This is a genomic window from Microbacterium sp. 1S1 (genome assembly GCF_008271365.1).
Taxonomy (GTDB): Bacteria; Actinomycetota; Actinomycetes; order Actinomycetales; family Microbacteriaceae; genus Microbacterium.
The window spans coordinates 2016529-2039690 of record NZ_CP043430.1 but is presented as its reverse complement, the minus strand read 5'-3'; the positions used below and the strand labels follow the sequence as shown (position 1 = coordinate 2039690).

Sequence of the window (23162 nt, the reverse complement as noted above, 5' to 3'; positions counted from 1 at the left end):
CGACGACGAAGGCCCCTTCGCACCGAGGTGCGAAGGGGCCTTCTCCGTGGCGACGCGATGCTCAGCGTGCCGGGAAGGAGCGCTCCGGCGAGCCGGTGTAGAGCTGCTGCGGACGCCCGATCTTCGTCTGCGGGTCGAGCTGGAGCTCGCGCCACTGGGCGAGCCAGCCGGGAAGGCGGCCGATCGCGAAGAGCACGGTGAACATGCGCGTGGGGAAGCCCATCGCCTTGTAGATCACTCCCGTGTAGAAGTCGACGTTGGGGTACAGACGACGCTCGCGGAAGTAGTCGTCGGCGAGAGCGATCTCTTCGAGCTCCTTCGCGAGGTCCAGCAGCGGGTCCGTGACGCCGAGGGAGCCCAGCACCTCGTCGGCCGCTTCCTTCACGAGCTTGGCGCGCGGGTCGTAGTTCTTGTAGACCCGGTGCCCGAAGCCCATCAGCTTCACGCCCTCTTCCTTGTTCTTCACCCGCTCGACGAACCGCGAGACGCTCTGACCCGAGTCGCGGATCTGACCGAGCATGGTGAGGACGGCCTCGTTGGCTCCGCCGTGGAGCGGGCCCGAGAGGGCCTGGATGCCGGCGGAGACGGAGGCGAACTGGTTGGCGCCCGTCGAGCCGACGAGGCGGACCGTGGAGGTCGACGCGTTCTGCTCGTGGTCCTCGTGCAGGATGAGGAGGAGTTCGAGAGCCTTCACCATCGTGGGGTTGATCTCGTACGGCTCGGAGTTCACACCGAAGTTGAGCTTCAGGAAGTTCTCCACGAATCCGAGGGAGTTGTCCGGGTACAGGAACGCCTGCCCGACGCTCTTCTTGTGCGCGTAGGCCGCGATGACCGGGAGCTTGGCGAGCATCCGGATGGTGTTGAGTTCGACATGCTCGGGGTTGTGCGGGTCGGTCTGGCCCTCGTAGTACGTCGACAGGGCGGCGACGGCCGAGGACAGCACCGACATCGGGTGGGCGGTATGCGGCAGGGCCGAGAAGAAGCGCTTGAGGTCTTCGTGCAGCAGCGTGTGCCGGCGGATCTTCTCGTCGAACTCGGCCAGCTCCGACGCGGACGGCAGCTCACCGTAGATGAGCAGCCAGGCGACTTCGAGGTAGCTGGTGCTTCCGGCGAGCTGCTCGATCGGATAGCCGCGATAACGCAGAATGCCCTTGTCGCCATCGATGAACGTGATGTCGGACTTGGTGGAGGCGGTGTTGACGAAGCCGTAGTCGAGGCCCGTGTAGCCGGTCTGACGCGTCAGCGTCGAGAAGTCGATGCTGTCGTGACCCGCGGTACCGCGCACCAGGGGGAACTCGGCGGTGGTGTCACCGATCGTCAGCTTCGCCGTCTGGTCTGCCGCAGCGCTCACGCGGACCTCCTCCTTCTGTCTGATCGCCCCGGCGTCGCGGGCGTCAGCAAGTTCTTGATCAAGCCGGAACTGGCGATCTCTCGGGCGCGGAGCGCCTGGCCGGGTGCCGACCGAATCGCCTTTACAGCCTAGCCGTCACGCCGGCCTACTGTGACAACCGCCAAAGGGATCAGCGCAACAGAGAGGGATCCTACAGATTCCCTGCACGGAGACGGCGAGCGGCCTCGGCAACGCGGTCCGTCGGCGCCGTCAAGGACAGCCGCACGTGCGCGGGCGAGGATGCGCCGTAGAAATGCCCGGGACCGGCGAGGATCCCGAGATCGGCGAGACGCGCCATCGATTCCCAGGCGTCGCGGTCTTCCGTCGCCCAGAGGTAGAGCCCGGCCTGCGAGCCGTCGATCCGGAAGCCTGCGGCCTCGACGGCGGGCAGCAGCAGGGCCCGTCGCTCGCGGTAGAGCTCCTTCTGCGCCACCACGTGCGCCTCATCCCCGAGGGCGACGACCATGGCGTGCTGCACGGGTGCGGGGGGCATGAGCCCGAGGTGCTTTCGCGCGGTGAGGAGGTCGCCGACGATCCTCGCGCAGCCCGCCACGAACGCCGCCCGGTATCCGGCGAGGTTGGACTGCTTGCTCAGCGAGTACACGCTGAGCAGGTTCGCCCGCGTTCCGCCGGTCACCCGCGGGTCGAGGACCGACGGGATCGACTCCTCCGCCCATGGACCGTCCCAGCCCAGCTCGGCATAGCACTCGTCGCTGGCCAGCACCGCGCCCAGCTCCCGCGCCCGCCCCACGGCTACGGCCAGCTCGTCGACGGTCCACGTACGGCCGTCGGGGTTGCCCGGGGTGTTGATCCAGATGAGCTTGGCGCCCTCCGGCCATTCCGCCGGGTCGTCGGACGCGACGGGCGTCGCTCCCGCGACCCGCGCACCGACCTCGTACGTCGGGTAGGCGACCCGGGGGTGCACGACGATATCTCCCGGCCCGAGGCCGAGGAGCGTGGGCAGCAGAGCGACGAGTTCCTTTGACCCGATGGTCGGCAGGACGTTGTCGACCCGGAGGTCGGGCACACCACGGCGTCGGGCGTACCAGTCGACGATCGCCTCGCGGAGTGCCGGCGTGCCGACGGTCTGCGGGTAGGCGTGGGCGTCGGTGGCCTGCGCCAGCGCCGTCCGGATGACCTCCGGCGTGGGATCGACGGGAGAGCCGACGGAGAGGTCGACGAGACCATCCGGGTGCCGGGCGGCGCGCTCGCGGTACGGGACCACGGCATCCCAGGGATAGTCGGCGAGGTCGCGGACGCTCACGGAGCGGGCCTACTCGCCCTGCGGCGGGAGGGCGGCGACGATCGGGTGGTCGAACGGATAGACGCCGACCTTGGCCGCGCCGCCGGGCGAGCCGATCTCGTCGAAGAACTCGACGTTGGCCCTGTAGTAGTCCTGCCACTCGTCGGGAAGGTCGTCTTCGTAGTAGATCGCCTCCACGGGGCACACCGGCTCGCAGGCCCCGCAGTCCACGCATTCGTCGGGGTGGATGTAGAGCGACCGTTCGCCCTCGTAGATGCAGTCAACGGGGCACTCGTCGATGCAGGCGCGATCCTTGACATCGACGCACGGGAGGGCGATCACATACGTCACCCCCTCAGTCTACGACCCGTGGACCGACGGTTCCTCCGAGGACGGCACGGACGGCCGGACCGGCGGCCGCGAGAACGACGGCCAGGCGATGACGAGCAGGACGATCCCGGCCGCGAGGTAGGTCCAGATGCGTCCGGCGAGCGAGTCCTGCACGACGACGGAGCCGCCGGGACCGACGCCCGAGATCAGCACGAGCATCCCCAGCATCCCGAGGCCGGCGGCCACCGCCGCACCTCGGTCGTGGGTGAGGGCCCGCACGGCGATGAGGATCGCGGCGCACGCGACGGCGGCGACGATGAGACCGATCGGGATCGGGCCCCACATGACGCTGTGCGCGATGGTCCCGGCCACTCCGTAGACGCCGCCCACCAGCGCCGCGGCCACCCACGACAGCCCCCTCGACACCCACTTCACGCGCATCCCCCGATCCTACCCGGGCACCGTCGTGACGAGACTGCTCAGGCAGCGAGACCGAACAGCCGGAGGAGGGCGGCGACCAGCGCCGCGGACGCGACGACGACGAGGAAGGACTGGCGCATCCAGAGCAGACCGGCCGCCACGAGCAGCGCAGGAACCCGGGCGTCGACAGTGACGGCCTGCCCGTCGCCGAGGGACTGCACCGCGACGAGGGCGGCGAGGAGAGCGACGGTGAGGAGGTCGGAGATGCGGGCGGGACGCGGCGCCTCGAGCACTTTGGACGGCACGAGGTAGCCGGCGGCCTTCAGGGCGAGGCAGAGGAGGGCGGCGAGGAGGATGGCGCTCCAGAGACTCATGCGGGCCTCTCCCCTACGCCGGCGGTCTTCGGTCGCGACGTCCCCCACCAGTTGAACCAGCCCACCACGATCGCGACGAGCGCCGCGACGAGCACGGGGAGACCTGGCATGAGGAACGGTGTGAGGGCGGCCGCGACCACCGCGGCTGCGATTCCCACGGCCACCGCCTGCCGCTGCCGCAGCCGGGGCCACAGCAGCGCGAGGAAGGCCGCAGCCGCCGCCGCATCCAGACCCCAGGTCTTCGGATCGCCGAGCACGTCGCCGACGAGCGCACCGACGAGCGTCGTGAGGTTCCAGCCGAGGAAGATCCCGATGCCCGTCACCCAGAATCCCACTCGGCGGAGCCGTGGGTCGTCCTGCGCGATGGCCACAGCGGTGGACTCGTCGATCGTGAAGTGAGCGGCGGCGGCTCGTCGCGCCGGCCCGCCGCCGATCAGCGGGGACATGCGCATGCCATAGGCGACGTTGCGCACCCCCAGAAGCGCGGCCGACGCGATCGCCGAGGGCAGCGCGGCGAGGCCACCCGCGGCGAACACCCCGACGAAAGCGAACTGCGATCCCCCGGTGAACATCAGCAGGCTGAGCACACACGTCTGCCAGACATCGAGTCCGGCGGCGACGGCGAGCGCACCGAAGGACACGCCATAGGCGCTGGTGGCGAGCACGACTCCGAGCGCCTCGCGCCAGACTTCACGCTCAGCGGTCACGAGAACCCGCCCGCCAGACCGTTCGCTTCACTGAACACACGCTTATCATTCTGAACACAAGGCCCGGGATAGTCAAGCGAACGATCGTTTGCCATGATGAACACATGGAGGATCTCCGCACACGCATCGCCCGCACGCTCCGCCGAGAGCGGGAAGCGGCGAACCTGTCCGTCTCCGAACTCGCGAGAAGAGCGGGCATCTCCAAGGCCACCGTCTCCCAGCTCGAGAGCGGCGCCGGGAATCCGAGCGTGGAGACGCTGTGGGCGCTGGGCGTCGCGCTCGGCGTGCCCTTCGCCGTGCTCGTCGACCAACAGGCCAACGCCCCGACGCTGATCCGCGCCGACGACCTCGCGGGGGTGCCGTCCTCCGCCGCCGCGTACAGCGCCACGCTCCTCTCCGCGAGTCCTCCGGGTGCCCGCCGCGACATCTACCTCATTAAGGCGGAACCAGGGGACTCCCGCCGGTCCGACCCCCACCACGCGGGCACCATCGAGCACGTGATCCTCATCGCCGGACGGGCACGGGTCGGCCCGCCCGACGAGGCGGTGGTGCTGAACCCCGGCGACTATCTGACGTACGCGGGAGACGCGGCGCACGTGTTCGAGGCGACCGCGCCCGGCACGAGCGCCGTCCTCATCTCCGAACTGCGCTGAGGTTCACTCCCCCGGTCCCGCCGGCGACGGGTCGGGGATCTCGTGCGGACGATACTGCGGCAGGCGCGACGCGGGGAGGATGGCGAGGGCGCTCACCGCGGCGAGGATCAGGAGGCCGAGCTTGAGCGTGCGCAGCCGCGACTCCTCGTTCACAGCGACCGCGGCGTCGACCTGCTCCGGCGTCGCGTCCGTGGTCTCCAGCACCGTGCGGAGGTCGTCATTGCTGATGAAGTTCACCTCGTTCAGGTCGACCTGCGACACCAGCGACGGCGGCAGTTCAGGGTGCTCCACGACCGCCCGTCCCACGTTGAGGGCGAGCAGCGAGACCAGCAGCGCTCCGGCGAGCGCCGTCCCGACGGCCGAGGCGAGGTTCTGCGTGGTGCCGCGCAGGGACCCGACGTCGCCCGCGAGCTCGGCGGGGGCCGCGGTCACCAGCACGTTGAACACCAGGGTGACGAGGGCGCCCTGACCGATGCCGAACACGATCAGCCCGGCGATGGTCGGCACGGTCTCCCAGTTGTTCGTCACGACGATGGACAGCCACACCAGCGCCGCCGTGGTGAGGATGAACCCGAAGACGCCGATCGTCCGCGGCGGGTAGCGCTTGTAGAACCGCACGACGAGCGTCGCCGTGATGAACACCGTCAGGTTGAACGGCATCATCGCGAGGGAGGTGTCGAACGGGGTACGTCCCTGGACGATCTGGATGTACAGCGGGATCGTGAAGTTCACGCAGGCCTCGAGCGCGACGACGATGAACATCGCGTACACCGCCGCGCGCTCCCGGGACGAGCCCAGCACGCTGAGGTCGATCAGCGGCACCTTGCCCTCGGCCATCCGTCGCCGCGTCCACAGGAAGAACCCCTGACCCAGCATGATGCCCGCCACGATGAAGACCGGCGCCGGCGAGAGCCCCAGGACGGAGAACGGCGCGGACGGCCCCGCCGCGAGCGCTCCCCAGCTGTTGAGGTTGTTGAATCCGAGGGTGAGCAGTACGATCGCCGCACCGATGAGAAGGGCAGCGACGAGGTCGATGCGGATCGCCGCGTCACCGCGATCACCACGCAGCGTGAAGCTGAGCGCGAAGACGGCGACCGCGATCGCCAGGACGAGGATGAACAGCGGTCGCCACCCGACGAGCGTGCCCAGCGTGCCGCCGATGAGGAAGGCGCTCACCCCGGAGATCGCACGCGCCGAGCCGATCGCGCCGATCGCGGTGGCCTGCTGCGGCCCCCGGTAGTTCTCCGCGATGAGGGCCACGATCGAGGGGACGATGATCGCCGCCGCCGCGCCCGCCACGGCCTGCCCGGCTATCGCCCACCAGACGGTCGGCGCGAGCAGCATCATGACGGCCGATCCCGCGAAGAGCGCGACGACGATGCGGAAGATCAGCACCCAGCCGACGCGCTGCCCGAGCTTGGCTCCCGTCATGACGAGCGCCGCGACCGCGAGACCGTACATCACGATCGTCGTGCTGGCGACGGTCGGCGGCACTCCGAAGTCGCTCACCATGCCGCCGAGCGAGATCGGCAGCGCCGCGACGTTGAACGACATGAGCACCTGCGCCAGGAACAGGCTGACCATCGGCAGCCAGGACGTCTTCGCGGCCGCGGGGGCAGTGCGCGTCATGAAGGTTCTCCTTCCGTCGACGGCGATACGTCCGCCTCGCCGTTGTGCTCGCGGGCGGGCGCGGAGGCGAACAGGTTCAGCCCCAGCGACCGCGACAGGTGACCGATCGCCATCTGCGACCGGATCGAGTTGCCCGCCTCGTCCAGCCGGGGCGAGAACCCCGCGACGGCGCCCTTGCCCGGAGAGACGGCGACGATCCCGCCGGCGACCCCGGACTTCGCGGGCAGACCGATCTCGAACAGCCAGTCGCCCGACCGCTCGTACAGCCCGCTCGCCGCGACGACGGACAGCGTGTCGCGACAGACGTCCGCGGAGACCACTCTCTCGCCGCTCACCGGGTTCACTCCGCCGTCGGCGAGCGTGGCTCCCATGACGGCGAGATCGTGCGCGGTCACGGACAGCGCACACTGGCGGGTGTAGACGTCGACGATCTCGTCCGGGTCGCCGGCGAGGCGCCCGTAGCTGCGTAGCAGCCAGCCCAGGGCACGGTTGCGCTCGTTCGACCCCGCTTCGGACGCGTAGACCTCGCCGTCCAGGCTCAGCGGTCGTCCGGCGAATGCGGACAGCCCCTCGCGGACGCGCTCCCACTGCTCCACCGCGGTGGCGCCGGGCATCAGCGCCGTGGTCGCGATCGCCCCGGCGTTGACCATCGGGTTGCGCGGATGCCCGTCGTTGAGCTCCAGTGCCACGACCGAGTTGAAGGCGAGCCCGGTGTTGTTGACCCCCACGATCTCGCGGACCCTCTCGTGGCCGTGCTCCTGGATCGCCAGCGCGTAGACGAACATCTTCGAGATCGACTGGATGGTGAAGGGGTGCAGCGCGTCCCCGGCGTCATGGATACCGCCGCCCACCTCGATCACCGCGAGGCCGAACAGCTCCGGATCGACAGCGGCGAGGACCGGGATGTAGTCCGCCACCCGCCCGGAGACCTCGCCCGCATACCGGGCGTGCGCCTCGCGGACCAGCTCATCGACGCGCCCCCACCCGGGCAGGGACCCGGTCGAGACCTCCTGTGGAACGTCGAGCCAGACGGCGGGATCGAGCACCACTCCTCCTCGGAATCGCGACGCCCCCAGCCGTCTCCCTGACACGGTAGCGCCCGTGTCAGGGAGACGGCTAGGGGCAATCTTCGCGCGAGGAGCCCGCTCTGCGGCTCAGTACCAGTTCATCGCCTGGGAGTGACCCCAGGCGCTGCACGGTGTCCCATAGGCGTCGGCGATGTACTGCAGCCCCCAGGCGATCTGGGTAGCGGCGTTCGTCTGCCAGTCGGCGCCCGCCGCGGCCATCTTGCTGCCCGGCAGCGCCTGCGGGATGCCGGTGGCCCCGCCGTCGTTGTTGTAGGCCTGGTAGTTCCAGCCCGACTCCTTGTTCCACAACGAGTTCAGGCAGGAGAACTGGTCTCCGCCCCAGCCGTAGCGGTCCGCCATCATCCGCTGAGCGGTGGCACGGGCCCCGTCCGGCGTGTTCGCGGCGGCGAGTGCGGCCGCGGCGGCGGCCGCCTTCTCCTCGGCTGCGCGGGCGGCGTCCTCGGCCGCCTTCTTCTCCTGAGCGGCGGTGAAGGCCTGCTGAAGCTGTGCCGTGGCGGCCACGACCTTCTCGATCTCCGCCTCGGCCTGCTCGGCGGTCACGGTGGTGAGGACCAGCGGAAGCGTCGACCGGTCGGAGAGCGTCTCCAGGTCGTCTTCGAGCGCCGTCGTGTCGACAGGCGCGGCAGCGCTCACATCGAGGCCCGACTTCGCCACCTCCGCGGTCAGGCTCTTGGCGGCGGCGACCGCGTCTGCTCCATCCGCGACCGTCATGACGGCCTTGTCGGCGATTCGGGTGAGGGGCTCCGTGCCCAGGTTCTGGCTCGTGATCGCGGAGGCGGCATCCGATCGCTCGGCGCCGGCGGCCGGCGCGGAGGCGAGGCCGACGCTGAGGGTGATACCGACGAGCGCGGCGGTGGCGGCGCCCAGGGCGATCAGGGGTGTACGGGTGACGGTGGCGCGAGCGGCTGCCGCGTCGGAGGCGCGCCGAAGCGCACGGGTCTTCTGAAGCAAAACGGTGACTTTCGGGTCGTCGTACGCCCATTCAGGGGACTCATCGGGAGCTCGCCCCGGGCGCAAGTCAACGAGTCTGCGTCATCAACCTGAGCGAAAACTTGCCCTCACCTGGGATTTTCATGAGAGGGCCCCCCGCGGCCTGGGGGCGGGGTGGGGCCCTCTCGAAATGGGTGCAGTGCGATCAGGCGTTCGCGTCCTGACGCTTGAGGCGCGAGGCCTCGCGACCGCGGATGGTCTGATCGAGGATCACCTTGCGGATGCGGACCTTCTCCGGAGTCACCTCGACGCATTCGTCGTCGCGCGCGAACTCCAGGCTCTCCTCCAACGTGAGGATGCGCGGCGGCGTCATCGACTCGAAGTTGTCGGCCGTGGAGGAGCGCATGTTGGTGAGCTTCTTCTCCTTGGTGATGTTCACGTCCATGTCGTCGGCGCGCGAGTTCTCGCCGATGACCATGCCCTCGTAGACCTCTTCCGTCGGCTGCACGAAGAACGACATCCGCTCCTGCAGCGCGATCATCGCGAAGGGGGTGACGACGCCCGAGCGGTCAGCCACGATCGAGCCGTTCTGGCGGGTGGTGATCTGACCCGCCCACGGCTCGTAGCCGTGCGAGATCGCGTTCGCGATGCCCGTGCCGCGGGTGGTCGTGAGGAACTCGCTGCGGAAGCCGATGAGACCACGGGAGGGCACGACGAACTCCATGCGCACCCAACCGGTGCCGTGGTTGGTCATGTTCTCCATGCGACCCTTGCGGTTCGCCAGGAGCTGCGTGATCGCGCCGAGGTGCTCTTCCGGCGTGTCGATGGTCAGGTGCTCGAACGGCTCGTAGACCTTGCCGTCGATCTTCTTGGTGACCACCTGCGGCTTGCCGACCGTGAGCTCGAAGCCCTCGCGGCGCATGTTCTCGACGAGGATGGCGAGAGCCAGCTCACCGCGGCCCTGCACCTCCCAGGCGTCGGGACGGCCGATGTCGACGACCTTGAGCGACACGTTGCCGATGAGCTCACGGTCGAGGCGGTCCTTCACCATGCGCGCGGTGAGCTTGTGGCCCTTGACCTTGCCCATGAGCGGCGAGGTGTTCGTGCCGATCGTCATGGAGATCGCGGGGTCGTCGACCGTGATGGCCGGTAGCGGACGGATGTCCTCGGGGTCGGCGATGGTCTCGCCGATCGTGATGTCCTCGAAGCCGGCGATCGCGACGATGTCGCCGGGGCCGGCGGACTCAGCCGGGTAGCGCTCCAGGGCGCGGGTCTTCAGCAGCTCGGTGATGCGCGCGTTGCTGGTCGTGCCGTCGGAGCGGACCCAGGCGACCGTCTGGCCCTTCTTCAGCGTGCCGTTGAAGACGCGCAGCAGGGCGAGGCGACCGAGGAAGGGGCTCGAGTCGAGGTTCGTGACCCAGGCCTGCAGCGGCGCTTCGTCGTCGTAGGCCGGGGCCGGGACGTGCTCGAGGATGGCCTCGAACAGCGGCTCGAGGTCGTCGTTGTCGGGCAGCGAGCCGTCGGCGGGACGGTTCTGCGACGCGGCTCCGGCACGACCGGAGGCGTAGACGACCGGCACGTCGAGCAGTGCGTCGACGTCGAGGTCGGGCACGTCGTCGACAAGGTCGGAGGCCAGACCCAGCAGGAGGTCGTGCGCCTCCTCCTCGACCTCGGCGATCCGGGCGTCCGGACGATCGGTCTTGTTCACCAGGAGGATGACGGGCAGCTTGGCCTCGAGCGCCTTGCGCAGCACGAAGCGGGTCTGCGGCAGCGGGCCCTCGCTCGCGTCCACGAGCAGCACCACGCCGTCGACCATCGACAGGCCGCGCTCGACCTCGCCGCCGAAGTCGGCGTGGCCGGGGGTGTCGATCACGTTGATCGTGATCTCCTTGCCGCCGGCGTGCTTGCCCTTGTAGGTGATCGCCGTGTTCTTGGCGAGGATTGTGATGCCCTTCTCGCGCTCGAGGTCGTTCGAGTCCATCGCGCGCTCTTCGACGTGCGAGTGTTCGCCGAAGGAGCCCGTCTGGCGGAGCATCGCGTCGACAAGAGTGGTCTTGCCGTGGTCGACGTGGGCGACGATTGCGACGTTGCGGAGGTCAGAGCGGAGGGCGTGCGCCATACAAGGGTCCTCAAAGAGTGTGGGGTTGCGCCGGGAAGCCGACGTTCCAGGATAACGTACGCGCGGATCGGGTTCCTGACCGCACGTCGTACCATCGACCCGTGACCCTCCCCGACCCGACTCCCCCGGCGCAGAAGTCCACGACCGCGTCCCCCCGGAGAGACGAGAAGCGCGAAGGACGGGGCCGTCTGTGGTGGGAGATCGGAATCGTGCTCGCGCTGGGTCTGGGCCAGTCCGCGATCTACGCGATCGTACAGCTCGCCTACCGGCTGACGGACGACACTCCTCTCGCCGACCAGACCGCCACGCTCAACCCCTCCCGCAGCGACCGGGAGGTGTTCGACCTCATCTACCAGGTGCTGTCGATCGGGTTCGCCCTGGTGCCGGTGCTCCTCGTCTGCTTCCTGCTCTGGCAGCGGCGCCGCCCGCACCTCGAGCGCCTCGGCCTCGACGGCACCCGTGTGGCGGGCGACGTCGGCCGCGGCGTGCTCCTCGTGCTCGCGATCGGCGTGCCGGGACTCGTGCTCTACCTCGGTGGTCGCGCACTGGGGCTGTTCGTGGCCGTGAATCCCGCCGGCCTGGACGCGCACTGGTGGACCGTGCCGATCCTGCTGCTCGCCGCCGCGCGCGCCTCGCTCCAGGAGGAGTTCGTCGTGCTCGGGTACCTGTTCGCACGGCTGCGGCAGCTCGGGTGGTCGCCGTGGACGATCATCGTCTCGACCTCGGTGCTCCGTGCGACGTACCACCTCTATCAGGGGCCCGGCGCCTTCATCGGCAACCTCGCGATGGGGCTGCTGTTCGGGTGGCTCTACCACCGCAGCGGCCGGCTGCTGCCGTTCCTGGTGGCGCACTTCCTCATCGACGCCGCAGCGTTCGTCGGCTACCCCTGGGCCGCGGCCACCTGGCCCGCCCTGTTCGGTCTCCCCGGCTGAGGCGCGCTCAGCCGAGGTTGACGACGACGAGCGCCGCGACGGCCCACAGCACGATGACGGCGAGGGCGATGAGGGCCGGGCCGTCCCAGCTCCGTCGGATCGGGGCGTTCGCCGTCGGGGGTGCCGCGCTCCACAGGTCGCGGATGCTCGTGAGCACCCGCAACGCCGAGGGCACCTTCGCCTCGGCGTCTTCCTCGCGGGAGGGACGAGGCGGACGCGCCTTGGCCGGCCCACCCCAGCAGCTCACCGTGCGACCGTCATCCAGAGTGAACTCGAGCTGCCACCGCATGTCGATGTCCTGCACATGCGCCCAGCCGACGGTCGTGCGCCGCAGCAGGTTCTGCACCACAGCCCCGTCCTGATCCACGCGGACGAAGGAGACGAAGGCCGTCTCGTACACGATCCACAGGCCGAGCAGCAGCCAGGGCGCCACGAGCAGCGCCTGCACGATGCTGCCGTTGACGACGGTGTCGCCCAGCAGGAACAGCACGAGCAGGATGCTGAGCACGAAGACGACGGTGCCCGAGGGCGCACGGAAGGTCCGTGCGCCCTCGGGGTGTGCGGGAGACACCACCTCAGCGGCCGCCGAGTGGGATCGACGCGCCAGGGATCGCCTTGAGAAGACGATCCGTGTACTCCTCCTGCGGGTTCGCGAAGATCTCGTCGACCGTGCCCTGCTCGACGACCTTGCCCTTCTCCATGACGCAGACCAGGTCGCTGGAGACCCGGACGACCGCGAGGTCGTGCGTGATGAAGAGGTAGGTCAGGTTCAGCTCCGACTGGAGTTCGGCGAGCAGCTGCAGGATCTGATCCTGCACGAGCACGTCGAGCGCCGACACCGCCTCGTCGAGGACGATGATGTCCGGCTTGAGCGCCAGCGCACGCGCGATCGCGACGCGCTGACGCTGTCCGCCGGAGAGCTCGTTCGGGTAGCGCGTGGCCAGCGCCTGCGGCAGGGCGACCTGCTCCAGGAGCTCCGCCACGCGAGCCCGATGCGAGGCTCGGTCGCCGACGCCGTGGATCTGCAGCGGCTCCGCGATGGTGTTCCCGATGTTCCGCAGCGGGTCCAGCGACCCGTAGGGATCCTGGAACACCGGCTGCATGCGCCGGCGGAGTCCGAACGACTGCGCGTTCGACAGATGAGACACGTCCTGCCCGTCGATCTCGATCGTCCCGCTCGTCGGCTCCTCCAGCTTGAGGACCATCTTGGCGACCGTGGACTTGCCGGATCCCGACTCTCCGACGAGGGCCAGCGTCTTTCCTCGGGGGATCTCGAACGACACGTCGTCCACCGCCCGGAACGCCTCGCTACGGAAGTTGCCCTGCCTGATCTTGTAGTCCTTGGTCAGACCGGCCACGCGGACCGTCGGCGGGATGTCGGCCAGGTCGTCGAGCGTCTCGATACCCCGGTCCTCCACGACCGCCTGGATCCGCTGCGAGGCGACGCTGGGCGCCGCGGCGACCAGTCGCTTCGTGTACGGGTGCTGCGGGTTCTCCAGGATCTGCCGGCTGGGACCCGCCTCGACGATGTTGCCGCCGTTCATGACGATGATCTTCTCGGCGCGTTCGGCCGCGAGTCCCAGGTCGTGCGTGATCAGAAGCACCGAGGTGCCCTTGTCGCGCGTCAGCGACGCCATGTGGTCGAGGATGACCCGCTGCACCGTCACGTCGAGAGCCGAGGTCGGCTCGTCGGCGATGAGGAGCTTCGGGTCGGCCGCGAGCCCGATCCCGATCAACGCGCGCTGGCGCATCCCGCCGGAGAACTGGTGCGGGTACTGGTGCAGGCGACGCTCAGCATCCGCCAATCCGGCCTGCTGCAGCACCTCGATCGTCCGGGCCTTCGCCGCGGCGCGCCCCTGGGCGACGCCGTTCGCACGGACGGCCTCCTTCACCTGGAAGCCGATGCTCCACACCGGGTTCAGGCTCGACATCGGGTCCTGCGGGACGAAGCCGATGTCTCGGCCGCGCACCGCCTCCATGTCGCGCCGGCTCAGCCCGGTCAGCGGGCGACCCTCCAGTGTGATGGACCCGCCCGTGATCGTCCCCGTGCCCGGGAGGAGGTCGACGATGGCGGTCGCCGTGGTCGACTTGCCCGAGCCGGACTCGCCGACGATGGCCACCGTCTCACCGGGCATCACGTCGAACGTGACCCCGTGCAGGACCTCGCGCATCCCGCCCTGGGTGCGGAACGCGACGGTGAGGTCGCGCACGCTCAGCAGCGGCATCTGTGGGGTGTTGCGGTCGCTCATCGGCGAGCCCTCGCCTTCGGATCGAGGGCGTCTCGGATGAGCTCGCCCAGGGTGACGAACGCGAGCACCGCGAGGGTGAGGGCGAGCGCCGGATAGATGAGGGACATCGGAGCGACGCGAAGCGAAGCCTGTGCCCTGGCGATGTCATTACCCCACGACATGACCTCGCTGCCGAGCCCGACCCCGAGGAACGACAATGTCGACTCCGCGACGATCGCTGCCGCCAGACCGAGGGTCGAGACGACCAGCAATGGTGCGATCGCATTGGGTACGACATGGCTGAGGAGGACTCGGAACTTGGATTGCCCCAGGGCCCGAGATGCCATGACGAAGTCCGCCTGCCGTACGCGGAGGATCTCCGCCCTGACGACTCGCGCTGTTGAGGCCCACGCGAACCCGCCGATGGCGAGAGCCAGTGTCCAGACCGAGCGCGCGTCCTTCAGCACCGTCATCACGACCACGGCGGCGAGGATGTACGGGATCGCGAAGAAGATGTCACCGACGCGAGAGAGGACCGAGTCCAGCCAGCCGCCGTAAAAGCCCGCCAGGGCCCCCATGATCAGTCCGAGGATCGAGGAGATGACGGTGGCGATGAGGCCCACCGCGAGCGAGGTCTGCGATCCCCACACGATCCGGGCGTAGATGTCGCACCCTTGGAATGTGAATCCGAGTGGGTGGCCTTCCGTCGGGCCCCCGTTGCTGTTGGAGAGCTGGCAGTCGCTGTTCGGCGGGGTCGACGTGAACAACGTCGGCCAGACGGCCATGAGGAGGAACACCAACGCCAGCACAACCGAGAACCAGAAGAGCGGCCGACGGCGCACGTCGCGCCACGCATCGCGCCAGAGGTTGCTGGGCTTCTCGGAGATCCGGACGGCGTCGACGTTGATGGACTCCGTCTCGACAGGGGCGACGAAGTGATTCTGGGTCGTGGGATCAGACATAGCGAATCCTCGGGTCGAGCAGACCATAGAGCAGGTCGATGAGCAGGTTCACCAGGACGTACAGGATGACGAAGACCGTGACGAACGAGACGACCGTCGGGCCCTCGCCCCGTCGGATCGCTTCGAAGAGGGTGTTGCCGACACCCGGCACGTTGAAGATGCCCTCCGTGACGGTGGCCCCCACGAGGAGGACTCCGAAGTTGGTGGCCGAGTTGGTGATGACGGGAATGAGGGAGTTTCGCAGCACGTGGACGGGGAGCACGCGATTCCGCGAGAGCCCCTTGCCGTAGGCAGTACGCACCCAGTCCTGATTGAGGGTGTCGATGACGGAGCTTCGCATCAGCCGCATACTCACGGCGTAGAGACTGAACCCGAGCACGATGGCGGGGAGCCAAAGGCCACCCCAGTCATTGTCCGCCCCGACGGTCGGCTTGAACCACCCGAGTTGAATAGCGAGGAAGTACTGCGCGAGGAATGCGACGACGAAGATGGGTATGGCAATCGCCACGAGTGCGACCATGAGCGAGACATTGTCGAAGAATTTGCCCTTCCGCAGCGCGGAGATCGTGCCGATGACGATGGCAAGCACGAACTCGATGCCGATCGCCATGACGGCCAGGCGCCCTGTCACAGGCAAGGTCGCCGCTAGAACTGTCGACACCGGGCGACCGGAGTAGGTCGTCCCGAGGTCGCCCTGGAACACCCCGGTGATGTAGTACCAGTACTGGACGAGGAACGGGTCGTTCAGGTGGTACTGCTCACGGAGCTGCTCGATGACAGCCGGATTTGGGGTCTTGTCGCCGAACAGAGCGAGGATGGGGTCGCCGGGCATGGCGAAAACCAGGAAATAGATGAGCAGGGTGGCTCCGAAGAAGACCGGGATCACCTGCAGAAGACGTCTCAGAATGTAACCGAGCATCCGCTTGTCCCTTCTGTGAGGGGCAAAGAAAGCGAGCCGAACACAGCCTGTGAGGCGGTGACGAAGATCGCCACCGCCTCACAGGTGAAGTGCCGTCAGACTTACTCGCCGGCCTTCGTGATCTCGTGGTAGAGCGGAACCGAGTTCCAGCCGAACGTCACGTTGTCGACGTTCTCGCTGTAACCACCGGTCACGTTCGAGTACCAGAGCGGGATCGCCGGAAGATCCTGGAACAGGACCTCCTGGGCCTTGGTGAAGTCCTCGAGCTGAGCGTCCGGGTCAGGGTTGCTGATGCCGGCCTTGATGAGCTCATCGAACTCCGGGCTCGTGTAGTCGCCGTCGTTAGAGCTGGCCCCCGTCGCGTAGAGCGGGCCGAGGAAGTTGTACAGACCCGGGTAGTCGGCCTGCCAGCCGGAGCGTGCCGCGGTGGTGATGGTGCGGTCGTTCACCTTGGTGCGCAGATCCTGGAAGGTCGGGTACGGGTCGCCGGATGCCTCGATGCCGAGCGTGTTCTTGATGCTGTTGCTGACCGCGTCAACCCACGCGTCGTGTCCGCCGTCGGCGTTGTAAGCGATCTTGAAGTCACCCTCCCACGGCGAGATGGCGTCGGCCTCTGCCCACAGTTCCTTCGCCTTCTCCGGGTCGTAGTCCAGAACCTCGTTGCCGGGGATTTCCTCCGACCAGCCCGCGATCACCGGCGAGGTGAAGTCAGCAGCTGGAGTGCGGGTGCCCGAGAAGATCGTCTCGGTGATCTCTTCCCGGTTGATGGCCATCGAGATTGCCTGGCGGCGCAGCTTGCCCTCTTCGCCGCTGAAGTGCGGGAGGAACTGGCCGATGGTGAACGACTGGAACACGGCGGAAGGCTGGTTCACGGCGCGATCGCCGAGTTCGTCGGTGAACACCGGAAGGGAGTTGGTCGGGATCGCGTCGATCACGTCCACCTCGTTCCCGAGGAGGTCGGCGTACGCGGACTCCTGGGTCGCGTAGAACTTGATCGTCAGCCCGCCGTTCTTCGGCTGTCGTCCGCCCTCGTAGTCGTCGTTACGGACCAGGTCGATCTGCACGTCATGCTGCCAGGCGTCCTCACCATCGATCATGTAGGGACCGTTGCCGATGGGGTTCTGTCCGAAGGCCTCCATGTCCTCGAAAGCGACATCGGGCAACGGGTAGTACGCCGAATACCCGAGACGCAGTGCGAAGTCCGAGGCTGGCTTGTTCAGCGCGATGGTGAACGTGTAGTCGTCGACCTGCTCGAGGCCGGTGAGCTCGGTGTCCTCTTCGTAGCTGAAGCCTTCGATGTCCTCGAAGAAGTACCCCGACAGGTGCGCGTTCGAGGCTTTCGCACCCTCGTTCCACGCCTTGATGAAGTTGTCCGCCGTGACCTCCTCACCGTTGGTGAAGGTCTGCCCCTTCTTCAGCTTGATTGTGAGGTGCTGGGGGTCATCCGTGATGATCTCCTCGGCCATGTCGTTGACCGGCTTGCCCTCGGCGTCGTAGTAGACGAGTCCGGCGAAGATCTCGTCGAGGATCTTGCCGCCGCCGACCTCATTGGTGTTGGTCGGGATGAGGGGGTTCTCCGGCTCGGAGCCGTTCGTGGTGATGATGGCATCGGCATCCGCGTTCGCGTCGCTTCCTCCGTCGCTCGTGTTGCCGCCACCGCTCGCGCAGCCGGCGAGAGTCAGGGCGCCGATCACGAACAGTGCGCTGCCCGCGAGGGCGATCTTGTTGCGCTTCACTTTTGTCCTCCTGTGGACGTGGGAATTCTGCGCGGCTCATCGTCGAGCGCGCAGGGATACCTGAGCGTAACCCGGGGGTCGCGCGTCCAGGACATTCGGCTAACGAACTGTTACTGAGTGGTGACCATCTGTCACATGACGGAAACACGGGAGGGGATGGCTCCGCTGATTCCGAGACCGACATGTTGCGCTCGCCCCTCCTAGCGCGCGTGCATCTGGGCACCTAGCCTGGCTTCCAGGGCCGGAGCAGCGGCCCTCGATTGGAGGAGGGATTTCCATGAAGAAGAAGACCAAGATGCGAGTGCGCGCGCTGATCTCAGCCGCCGCCGTCGGCGTCTTCGGCGCCGTGATCGCCGCCGTACCGGCGAGCGCAGCGTCGGCTGTGTACGCCGACCTCGCGAACACGCCGTCGACGCAGCTCGTCCAGAAGAACCTGACCTTTCAGGACTCGCGCAACAACACCTTCGAGGTCCGCGTCAAGACAACGTGGCAACGTCTGTCATCGAGTAAGGCCACGCTCCGCACCGTTGTCGTGGAACCGGTGAAGATGCCACGAGGTGACTGCCTGCAACTGACGATGGGAAGCAACGGCCTCGGCGTCAGCGGCAATCCGAAAACACTGTGCCCGACCGGGTACGTAACGTGGGCACCCAGCAAGACGGTTACCGCACGTACGGGCACAACGCTCGGCCAGCTGTACTTCACCACGCCGGATCCGTGGGCGCCCTTCAGCGGAGGAGTCCGGACGATAACAATCCAGTACACGACCTGACTCCGGAGGCCGTTCGGAAACATGGCGCAATGAGAACGGCGCCGCGCCGCCGTGAGGCGGGCGCGACGCCGTTCGTCGTGCGGTTGCGGATCAGGCGAAGGCCTCGATCGGCGGGCAGGCGCAGACGAGGTTGCGGTCGCCGTAGGCCTGGTCGATCCGGCGGACCGGCGGCCAGTACTTGGCGGCGACCAGGGCACGCACCGGGTAGGCGGCCTCCTCGCGGGTGTAGGCGTGCGACCACTCCCCTGCGATGAGCGACGCCGCCGTGTGCGGGGCGTGCACGAGAGGATTGTCGTCCGCCGGCCAGCGCCCCGCGGCGACGGCGTCCGCCTCGGCCTTGATCATGATCATCGCCTCGATGAAGCGCTCGATCTCGTCGAGGTCCTCCGACTCGGTGGGCTCCACCATGAGGGTGCCGGCGACCGGGAACGACATCGTCGGCGCGTGGAATCCGTAGTCGATCAGGCGCTTGGCGACGTCGTCGACGGAGATGCCGGTGGCCTCCTTGAGCGGACGCAGGTCGAGGATGCACTCGTGCGCCACCCGTCCGCTCTCCCCCGTGTAGAGCACGGGGAAGTGGCCGCCGAGGCGCTCGGCGATGTAGTTCGCCGAGAGGACCGCCGCGGCTGTCGCACGCCCGAGGCCCTCGGCCCCCATCATGCGCACGTACGCCCACGAGATCGGGAGGATGCCCGCGGAGCCGTACGGGGCCGCGGAGATGACCGCGCCCTCGAACGTGTGGCCGCCGAAGTGCTCGGAGCGCTGCGCGAGCGGGTGCGACGGCAGGTACGGCGCGAGGTGCGCCTTCGCCGCGACAGGACCGATGCCCGGGCCGCCGCCGCCGTGCGGGATGGCGAAGGTCTTGTGCAGGTTGAGGTGCGAGACGTCGCCGCCGAGGTCGCCGAATCGCGCGTAGCCGAGGAGCGCGTTGAGGTTCGCGCCGTCGACGTACACCTGACCGCCGGCCGCGTGCACCGCCCCGGTGATCTCGACGACCTGCTCCTCGTACACGCCATGCGTGGACGGATACGTGATCATCAGCGCCGCCAGGTCGTCGGCATGCTGCGCGATCTTCGCGCGAAGGTCGTCCAGGTCGACGTTGCCGAGCGCGTCGCTCGCCACCACGACGACCTTCATGCCGGCGAGCACGGCGGAGGCCGCGTTCGTGCCGTGGGCGGAGGACGGGATGAGGCACACGATGCGGTGGTCGTCGCCGTTCGCGCGGTGGTAGCCGCGGATCGCGAGGAGGCCCGCCAGCTCGCCCTGCGAGCCGGCATTCGGCTGCAGCGACACCGCGTCATACCCGGTGATCTCGGCGAGCCAGCCCTCGAGCTGGTCGATGAGCTCCAGGTAGCCGTGCACGTCGGCCTCCGGCGCGAAGGGGTGGATGCCCGCGAACTCCGGCCAGGTGATGGCCGCCATCTCGGTGGCGGCGTTGAGCTTCATCGTGCATGAGCCGAGCGGGATCATGCCGCGGTCGAGGGCGTAGTCCCGGTCGGCCAGGCTCTTCAGATACCGCATCATGGCCGTCTCGCTGCGGTGGCTGTGGAACACCGGGTGCGTGAGGTACTCGTCCTCGCGGCGGAGGGCGTCCGGCAGCGCGTCGGCCTCACCGGGACTGAACCCGAAGGCGCGCTCCTGCTTCCCACCGAAGACCCGCGCGACCTGGTGCAGCTCGGCCACCGTGGTCGTCTCGTCGACCGCGATGCCGATCGTGTCGACGTCCGCGACCCGCAGCAGGATGCCATAGCCGCCCCGCGCCTGGTCGGCGTACTCCGCCGCCCGGCCCGGAACCCGAACGGTGAGCGTGTCGAAGAAGTGCTGGTGGACGACCTCGACCCCGGCCTCCACGAGCCAGTCGCGCAGCAGGGACGCCTTGGCGGTGACGTCACGGGCGATCGCCCGGAGCCCGTCCGGGCCGTGGTAGACCGCATACATGGAGGCCATGACGGCGAGCAGCACCTGCGCGGTGCAGATGTTCGACGTCGCCTTCTCGCGGCGGATGTGCTGCTCACGAGTCTGCAGCGAGAGCCGGTACGCGGGCTTCCCCTCGGCGTCGACGGAGACGCCGACGAGGCGTCCGGGAAGCTGCCGCTCCAGGCCTGCGCGCACCGCCATGTAGCCGGCGTGCGGTCCCCCGAAGCCCATCGGCACGCCGAAGCGCTGGGTCGTGCCCACGGCCACGTCGGCCCCGAGGGTGCCGGGCGCGGTGAGGAGCGTCAGCGCGAGCAGGTCGGCGGCCGCGACGGCGAGCGCGCCGGCGAGGTGCGCGGCGTCGAACACCGCGGACGGGTCCCACACGCGGCCGGAGGCACCCGGATACTGCACGAACACCCCGAAGAGCTCGGCGGGCAGCTCCTCCCCCGCCGCGAAGTCGACCGTGACGAGCTCGATTCCCAGAGCCTCCGCTCGGGAGGCGAGCATCGCCTTCGTCTGGGGCAGCGCGTCGGCGTCGACCGCGAACACGTTCGACGTGGTCTTGGAGGCCCGGCGTGCGAGCAGCATCGCCTCCACGACAGCGGTGGACTCGTCGAGCATGGACGCGTTCGCGGTCGTGAGCCCGGTGAGTTCGGCCACCATCGTCTGGAAGTTGATGAGCGCTTCGAGCCGGCCCTGGGAGATCTCGGGCTGGTACGGCGTGTAGGCCGTGTACCAGGACGGGTTCTCGAGCACGTTGCGCTGGATGACCTGCGGCGTGACGGTGCCGTAGTAGCCGAGGCCGATCATCGAGCGGTTCACGGTGTTCCGCGCGGCCAGGGCGCGCAGCTCGGCCAGCGCCTCGGTCTCCGACGCGGCCACCGGGATGCGGGAGTCGGCGACCGCGTCGTCCGGTCCCGTGTAGATCGAGGCGGGGACGGCCTGACGCATGAGCTCCTCGACCGGGCTCAGCGTCCCGCTGTCGACGGAGCCGAGGCCGAGCGCGTCGAGCATCGTGCGCTGGGCGGCTTCGGTCGGTCCAATGTGACGATCGGCGAAGGCAACCACGTCCGGATCAGCCCTCCGTGAGTGCGACGTACGCGTCGCGGTCCAGCAGTCCGTCCAGCGCACCGGCGGCGACGTGCACCTTGAGCAGCCAGCCGCCCTCGAACGGCTCGGCGTTGACGAGCGAGGGGTCGTCGACGACGGCGTCGTTGACCTCGACGACCGTGCCGGCGACCGGAGCGTAGAGCTCCCCGACCGACTTCGTCGACTCGATCTCGCCGACCACCGAGCCTGCGGTCAGTTCGGTGCCGACGGCGGGCAGCTCGACGAAGACGACGTCCCCGAGCTTCTCGGCGGCGTAGTCGGTGATGCCGATGGTGACGGTGTCGCCGTCGCCGGCGATCCACTCGTGCTCGTCGGTGTAGCGGAGTGCGCTGAGGTCGGTCATTTTGTCCTCCGGTAGAAAGGCAGGGCGGTCACGGTCGCGGGGATGCGGGTCCCCCGCACATCAAGGAATACTGCGGTTCCCTCTTCCGCGGAAGAAGGGTCGACGTAGGCCATCGCGATGGGGTGGCCGAGCGTCGGGCTCAGGGCGCCGCTGGTGATCTCGCCGATCGCGGTCCCGTCGGCGTCGACGACCGCATACCCGGCACGTCCGGCACGCCGCCCCTCCGCGGTCAGGCCGACGAGCACGCGGGCGTCCACGGCGGGCGTGGGAGCGTCTTTACCGACGAAGCGCTCCTTCGTGGCCACGACCACGCGGCCGAGGCCGGCCTGGGCGGGCGCGGTGTCGAGACTCAGCTCATGGCCGTACAGCGGCATACCCGCCTCCAGCCGGAGGGTGTCGCGCGCCGCGAGGCCGGCGGGGACCAGGCCCAGCGGGGTGCCAGCGTCGAGGACCGCGTCCCACAGCGCGGTCGCGTGGGCCACGGGGACGAGGAGCTCGAAGCCGTCCTCCCCCGTGTAGCCCGTGCGGGCGAGGAGCAGCGGGTCCCCGGCGAACGACGCGGTCGCCCACGCGTAGTACTTCTGCTCCGCCCACGGGACGCTGACGTCGGCGATGCCCTCGGTGGCCGCGAGGATCTCCTCGGCGCGCGGCCCCTGCACGGCGATCAGCGCGTAGTCGTCCGACACATCCGCGACCTCCACGGCTTCGCCGTCGACGGTGCGCTCCGTGAGCGCCGCGTGCACGGCATCGCGATTGCCGGCGTTGGCGATGATGAGGAAGTCGTCGTCGGCCAGGCGGTAGACGATCAGGTCGTCGACGATGCCGCCCTCGGGCGTCAGGAGCAACGAGTACTTCGCCTTGCCCACCGCGAGCGCCGACAGCCGCCCGGCGAGGGCGTAGTCCAGGAAAGCCCCGGCATCGGCTCCACGGACCGTGAACTCCGCCATGTGCGAGATATCGAAGATGCCCGCGGCCTGGCGTACCGCGTGGTGCTCGGCGAGGTCGGACGTGTAGCGCACCGGCATCTGCCAGCCGCCGAAATCGGTGAAGGAGGCGCCCAGCGCCTCATGGCGCTCGCGCAACGGGGTGTAGCGGGGGTCGGACATGGAGTTCTCCCGGGCTGGGTCGGGCGGGACGACGTCGGCGTCCCTGGGAACTCCCCCTCTGTCATGGGCCTGAGAGCTTCGCCCGCGCTCGCGCACAGGGCTTTCACCGTCGGCGGATCCCCCGATGCTCGGGATCGCTTTTCAGAGCGGCCGGACCTGCGCGGTACGCGTACCTGAGAGATTGGCGGGGAGGCTTGCTCCTTCGGTGCCCGGCTGCGTGCGCCGGGGCTCTCCCGCGTCGGTCGTTCGGCCTG

At 68.6% G+C, this 23162-nt stretch carries 21 protein-coding genes and 1 riboswitch; of the genes, 3 read left to right on the top strand and 18 right to left on the bottom strand.

Annotation, left to right across the window (positions count from 1 at the left end; genetic code table 11):
• Positions 1–61 precede the first annotated feature (61 nt).
• From FY549_RS09900 to FY549_RS09875, 6 genes are all read right to left on the bottom strand, one after another.
• Entirely contained in the window at positions 62–1351 is a 1290-nt protein-coding gene (locus tag FY549_RS09900) for a citrate synthase (RefSeq protein ID WP_149084862.1), read from the bottom strand.
• A gap of 190 nt (positions 1352–1541) precedes the next feature.
• Complete coding sequence (gene dapC / locus FY549_RS09895) at positions 1542–2654, bottom strand: succinyldiaminopimelate transaminase (protein WP_149084861.1); 1113 nt, start codon at positions 2652–2654, stop codon at positions 1542–1544.
• Between the two features lie 9 nt (positions 2655–2663).
• Complete coding sequence (fdxA, locus tag FY549_RS09890) at positions 2664–2984, bottom strand: ferredoxin (protein ID WP_149084860.1); 321 nt, start codon at positions 2982–2984, stop codon at positions 2664–2666.
• 9 nt (positions 2985–2993) lie between these two features.
• Positions 2994–3404, bottom strand: a complete 411-nt coding sequence (locus FY549_RS09885) for a histidinol dehydrogenase (RefSeq protein ID WP_149084859.1) — start codon at positions 3402–3404, stop codon at positions 2994–2996.
• Between the two features lie 38 nt (positions 3405–3442).
• Entirely contained in the window at positions 3443–3757 is a 315-nt protein-coding gene (locus tag FY549_RS09880) for an AzlD domain-containing protein (protein WP_149084858.1), read from the bottom strand.
• A complete protein-coding gene (locus FY549_RS09875; RefSeq protein ID WP_149084857.1) occupies positions 3754–4464 on the bottom strand; it encodes an AzlC family ABC transporter permease in 711 nt (236 codons plus the stop codon). Before FY549_RS09875 ends, FY549_RS09880 begins: the two co-directional genes overlap by 4 nt.
• A gap of 104 nt (positions 4465–4568) precedes the next feature.
• Between FY549_RS09875 and FY549_RS09870 the strand changes: the two genes are divergently transcribed.
• A complete protein-coding gene (locus tag FY549_RS09870) occupies positions 4569–5117 on the top strand; it encodes a helix-turn-helix domain-containing protein (RefSeq protein ID WP_149084856.1) in 549 nt (182 codons plus the stop codon).
• A 3-nt stretch (positions 5118–5120) separates the two neighbouring features.
• On the opposite strand, the gene FY549_RS09865 is transcribed toward FY549_RS09870, so the two are convergent.
• The 4 genes from FY549_RS09865 to typA form a co-directional block, all read right to left on the bottom strand.
• On the bottom strand, positions 5121–6746 hold the full coding sequence (locus tag FY549_RS09865; protein ID WP_149084855.1) for an MFS transporter: 1626 nt from the start codon (positions 6744–6746) through the stop codon (positions 5121–5123).
• On the bottom strand, positions 6743–7792 hold the full coding sequence (gene glsA, locus FY549_RS09860; RefSeq protein ID WP_149084854.1) for a glutaminase A: 1050 nt from the start codon (positions 7790–7792) through the stop codon (positions 6743–6745). The genes FY549_RS09865 and glsA overlap by 4 nt, the downstream gene beginning before the upstream one ends.
• Before the next feature lie 108 nt (positions 7793–7900).
• Positions 7901–8785 (bottom strand): phospholipase, encoded by an 885-nt coding sequence (locus FY549_RS09855; protein WP_187614849.1) that lies wholly within the window; start codon positions 8783–8785, stop codon positions 7901–7903.
• Positions 8786–8969: 184 nt separating this feature from the next.
• Complete coding sequence (gene typA / locus FY549_RS09850; RefSeq protein ID WP_149084853.1) at positions 8970–10883, bottom strand: translational GTPase TypA; 1914 nt, start codon at positions 10881–10883, stop codon at positions 8970–8972.
• A 101-nt stretch (positions 10884–10984) separates the two neighbouring features.
• On the opposite strand from typA, the gene FY549_RS09845 reads away from it, so the two are divergent.
• Positions 10985–11815, top strand: a complete 831-nt coding sequence (locus FY549_RS09845; RefSeq protein ID WP_374114485.1) for a CPBP family intramembrane glutamic endopeptidase — start codon at positions 10985–10987, stop codon at positions 11813–11815.
• 7 nt (positions 11816–11822) lie between these two features.
• On the opposite strand, the gene FY549_RS09840 is transcribed toward FY549_RS09845, so the two are convergent.
• The 5 genes from FY549_RS09840 to FY549_RS09820 form a co-directional block, all read right to left on the bottom strand.
• On the bottom strand, positions 11823–12386 hold the full coding sequence (locus tag FY549_RS09840) for a PH domain-containing protein (RefSeq protein WP_259614028.1): 564 nt from the start codon (positions 12384–12386) through the stop codon (positions 11823–11825).
• A 4-nt stretch (positions 12387–12390) separates the two neighbouring features.
• Positions 12391–14064, bottom strand: coding sequence for a dipeptide ABC transporter ATP-binding protein (locus FY549_RS09835; RefSeq protein ID WP_149084851.1), 1674 nt, complete (start codon positions 14062–14064; stop codon positions 12391–12393).
• Positions 14061–15005, bottom strand: coding sequence for an ABC transporter permease (locus FY549_RS09830; protein WP_149084850.1), 945 nt, complete (start codon positions 15003–15005; stop codon positions 14061–14063). The genes FY549_RS09835 and FY549_RS09830 overlap by 4 nt, the downstream gene beginning before the upstream one ends.
• Entirely contained in the window at positions 14998–15924 is a 927-nt protein-coding gene (locus tag FY549_RS09825) for an ABC transporter permease (protein WP_149084849.1), read from the bottom strand. Before FY549_RS09825 ends, FY549_RS09830 begins: the two co-directional genes overlap by 8 nt.
• Positions 15925–16025: 101 nt before the next feature.
• Positions 16026–17660, bottom strand: a complete 1635-nt coding sequence (locus FY549_RS09820) for an ABC transporter substrate-binding protein (RefSeq protein WP_149084848.1) — start codon at positions 17658–17660, stop codon at positions 16026–16028.
• A gap of 277 nt (positions 17661–17937) precedes the next feature.
• Here FY549_RS09820 and FY549_RS09815 point away from each other — a divergent pair, with 277 nt between their 5' ends.
• A complete protein-coding gene (locus tag FY549_RS09815) occupies positions 17938–18432 on the top strand; it encodes a hypothetical protein (protein WP_149084847.1) in 495 nt (164 codons plus the stop codon).
• 90 nt (positions 18433–18522) lie between these two features.
• On the opposite strand, the gene gcvP is transcribed toward FY549_RS09815, so the two are convergent.
• From gcvP to gcvT, 3 genes are all read right to left on the bottom strand, one after another.
• The gene (gene gcvP, locus FY549_RS09810) at positions 18523–21363 is read right to left on the bottom strand and encodes an aminomethyl-transferring glycine dehydrogenase (protein WP_374114494.1); all 2841 of its coding nucleotides are present in this window, start codon (positions 21361–21363) and stop codon (positions 18523–18525) included.
• Between the two features lie 61 nt (positions 21364–21424).
• Positions 21425–21802: a glycine cleavage system protein GcvH gene (gene gcvH / locus FY549_RS09805; RefSeq protein WP_149084845.1), complete on the bottom strand. Its 378-nt coding sequence runs from the start codon at positions 21800–21802 to the stop codon at positions 21425–21427.
• Positions 21799–22908 (bottom strand): glycine cleavage system aminomethyltransferase GcvT, encoded by a 1110-nt coding sequence (gcvT, locus tag FY549_RS09800; RefSeq protein WP_149084844.1) that lies wholly within the window; start codon positions 22906–22908, stop codon positions 21799–21801. The genes gcvH and gcvT overlap by 4 nt, the downstream gene beginning before the upstream one ends.
• 151 nt (positions 22909–23059) lie before the next feature.
• Positions 23060–23154, bottom strand: a riboswitch (glycine riboswitch).
• Between the last annotated feature and the right edge of the window lie 8 nt (positions 23155–23162).